The sequence below is a fragment of the Burkholderia alba genome (assembly GCF_034721475.1).
GTDB classification, from domain to species: domain Bacteria; phylum Pseudomonadota; class Gammaproteobacteria; order Burkholderiales; family Burkholderiaceae; genus Burkholderia; species Burkholderia alba.
The window spans coordinates 1-2,741 of record NZ_JAWJWL010000112.1; the positions used below are offsets into that span (position 1 = coordinate 1).

Sequence of the window (2,741 nt, forward strand, 5' to 3'; positions counted from 1 at the left end):
GGTCCACACCCCAATCGGTAATGAGTTCGGTGATTTTGGCGGGCTGAGTGAACCCATCCGCAAAGGCACTCATGGGCATGGCAACAAGAATCGTCAAAATCAACTTATTAATTGCTTTCGGCATTGTCATTGGTGCACCATATAAAATAGATTTATTTTAAAAAATTCACTATGATAGGAGTCCGAAATAACTAACGGAAGAAGCATGCAATGAACGATGCCTGCATCAGTCCGCGCCCTTGATTTCTAGCGACTATTCTCTACGTTTACAAGAAACTTGCAAGTATTTTTGGCGGCCTGAAATTATCAATTTTTGCGAGTTAATAATTTGGTTGGTCGCGTATTGCGGACAATTTTCCCTAATTGTCGAACAAATACTTTATTTATCTGATAAAACAACCCACCATTCATGATGGCGCATCCGCCATGTCTCGCACAGACTCTCGCATTGCTCGCACGATCAGCACCACGACCGGCAGGTCATCGTCGTCGCGCATCAGATCCGCTTCGACATCCAGCCCGGAATTGAGCCAGCGACTGTTCTCCAGGCGCGCGAAGCTGTCCAGGACGGCGGCGAGCACCTGGAGTGACGAGCGCGCAAAGGCCCGCCTCTCGACCTCGAGCAGCTCTCCCCAGGTGATCGGCCATCCGAGCGCGACGGTTTGCGTCACACGCGCGCCGAGCCGTTCACGAGCGGCCGAAACGAGCGCGATCTGCAGGGCGGTGGCCGCACGTCGATAGTCCTGGCTGGACACCTCGTTGCGATCGGCATCGGCAATATCAACCGTTTCGGACTTACGCGATGACATCGTCACATTCCTCCAGGCGCCGACCGGCATCGCTATCTTCTCTGATCAGCTGGTAATGATGGGCGGCCGCGTCAAGCGGCGTATTAAACTCAGCGTGACGACGCCGACCGTCCCACAACTCGACGATCCACGCATCGTGTACCCGACAGATGCCGATCGTCCAGCCGCTGGCGTGTTGATAGCCGTAGTCGCTGACCGCTGCCCAGCCGAGTGCGACAAGCACGTCACGTTGTTCTGTCATCGGAGCAGCGATCACGATCGTCTCCCTGGTGCATGCGAAGCCGTACTGGCCAACTGCCCACGCATCTTCGCCAGATACGCGTCGCCGACGCGATGATCGCGGATCGGTTCACCCGCTACGAATGCCGGTGGCCGGACGCGCAGATACCGGCAGATTGCTGACACGTAAGGCTTCGAGCGTGCATGATCGGCCAGGTATCGCGCCGCTTCCTCGAGTCGGGCGGCACCGAAATGTGCACGAAGCCAGTCGAGCGTCTGCCGGTCTCGTTCCGTGATGATGCGAATCGAATCGTCCATGATCCAGTGTCTCCGGGAGAGAGGCGCCGTGCTGGCCACCTGTCAAAAACACTGTATATATATCGGGATTGCGAGAACTTGTCATCCGTGAGTTTTAGCTACGGGACCGCCCGGACCGGCGGCCGATCGTAGGATTTTCCCGCTCGGAATCGCTCCATTCGCTCGATCGCTTCCATCAAGACCGCGAGTGGCGCCGTGCGCAGCTGATCGTCACGCCAGGCAAGGAGAGACGAAACGATCTCCTCGATGTCCGGGTCAAGCCACCACTCACCGTCCTGATTACCGCGTTCGAACGCCGCGTGGATCCCCCGATCTGCCGCGACGAGCACCTCGACTCGGATCTCATGACGACGCGCCTCGTCGATGAAGCCCGTCAAGATCACAAGCTGAAGCAAGGTTTTCAGTCCATAGGCCGAACCCCGTTTCATACGCAGGGCCTCGAACGCCGCGTGGTACTGAAGCGACATCGCTTCGACCTCGTGCCGTGGCATGGGTAGCAACATGCGCTTGGTCACTGTTGCACGCCGTGCNGCCCGTCAAGATCACAAGCTGAAGCAAGGTTTTCAGTCCATAGGCCGAACCCCGTTTCATACGCAGGGCCTCGAACGCCGCGTGGTACTGAAGCGACATCGCTTCGACCTCGTGCCGTGGCATGGGTAGCAACATGCGCTTGGTCACTGTTGCACGCCGTGCCGTTTGACGCGACGATTGGGTTCGTGATTTCGGCATGGTTACGCTGAAGGATCTTCGTCCAGACCGAATAGCGCGCGGTCGGCCTGGCGCGATAAGGCTTCCTCCATGATTTGCCGAAACTCCGCTTCATCCATTTCGCCGCGGTCGATGCGGTGCAGGATCGCCTCCCCGATCAGCAGGACTTTCCGCTCGCGATCGGCCCGCGTCTGCTTGACCTGGTGGCGCCGTGCTTTGTCTGACGCCTTCCGAGCGTCCTTCATTTCCTTCAACTTATCGTCAGTGTCGGCGATCCGACGTTTGAATAAGGTCATGGCGATGCTGTCCGTGAGGGTGAGGACGGCCTACCTTTACACGGCTCGTCCCGGCGAATCAACGGGTTCGTGCCGTACTCCGTCGCCCAGGCACGAACGGCAGCGTCGACGTCGTTGGTAGGCGGCGCTGCCGGCAGCATACGCAACGTCCAACCCGTGAATCGGGCCGGTGCGATGTAGAAGGGTTGCCAGCTGCCGTCGGTGCGCACGTTGATCAAGAACAGCGAGGTGCTGTCGATGGCGAGGCGCCAGACTTCGACAACGCTCGCCGGCGCGGGGTCATTCGGTGGCGGCATGGTCGGTCAGGAGCGTTGATGGTTTGACGCGAAGAGTGATTGGCAACGCGCGCCCGGACAGATCAAGGCGACGATCACGCAGGCCGAGATCAGCG

The 2,741-nt window shown here is 58.4% G+C and carries 5 protein-coding genes; all 5 read right to left on the minus strand.

Annotation, left to right across the window (positions count from 1 at the left end; genetic code table 11):
* Positions 1-407: 407 nt before the first annotated feature.
* The 5 genes from RZR99_RS32580 to RZR99_RS32600 all read right to left on the minus strand — a co-directional run bounded on the left by RZR99_RS32580 (position 408) and on the right by RZR99_RS32600 (position 2,350).
* Positions 408-809 (minus strand): DUF2471 family protein, encoded by a 402-nt coding sequence (locus RZR99_RS32580; protein ID WP_323123797.1) that lies wholly within the window; start codon positions 807-809, stop codon positions 408-410.
* Positions 796-1,065, minus strand: coding sequence for a hypothetical protein (locus RZR99_RS32585; protein ID WP_323123798.1), 270 nt, complete (start codon positions 1,063-1,065; stop codon positions 796-798). The genes RZR99_RS32580 and RZR99_RS32585 overlap by 14 nt, the downstream gene beginning before the upstream one ends.
* Positions 1,062-1,346, minus strand: coding sequence for a hypothetical protein (locus tag RZR99_RS32590; protein ID WP_323123799.1), 285 nt, complete (start codon positions 1,344-1,346; stop codon positions 1,062-1,064). Before RZR99_RS32590 ends, RZR99_RS32585 begins: the two co-directional genes overlap by 4 nt.
* 98 nt (positions 1,347-1,444) lie before the next feature.
* Positions 1,445-1,861 carry a hypothetical protein gene (locus RZR99_RS32595; RefSeq protein ID WP_323123800.1) on the minus strand — a complete coding sequence of 139 codons (417 nt, stop codon included), beginning with the start codon at positions 1,859-1,861 and terminating at the stop codon, positions 1,445-1,447.
* A gap of 216 nt (positions 1,862-2,077) precedes the next feature.
* Positions 2,078-2,350: a hypothetical protein gene (locus RZR99_RS32600; protein WP_323123801.1), complete on the minus strand. Its 273-nt coding sequence runs from the start codon at positions 2,348-2,350 to the stop codon at positions 2,078-2,080.
* Between the last annotated feature and the right edge of the window lie 391 nt (positions 2,351-2,741).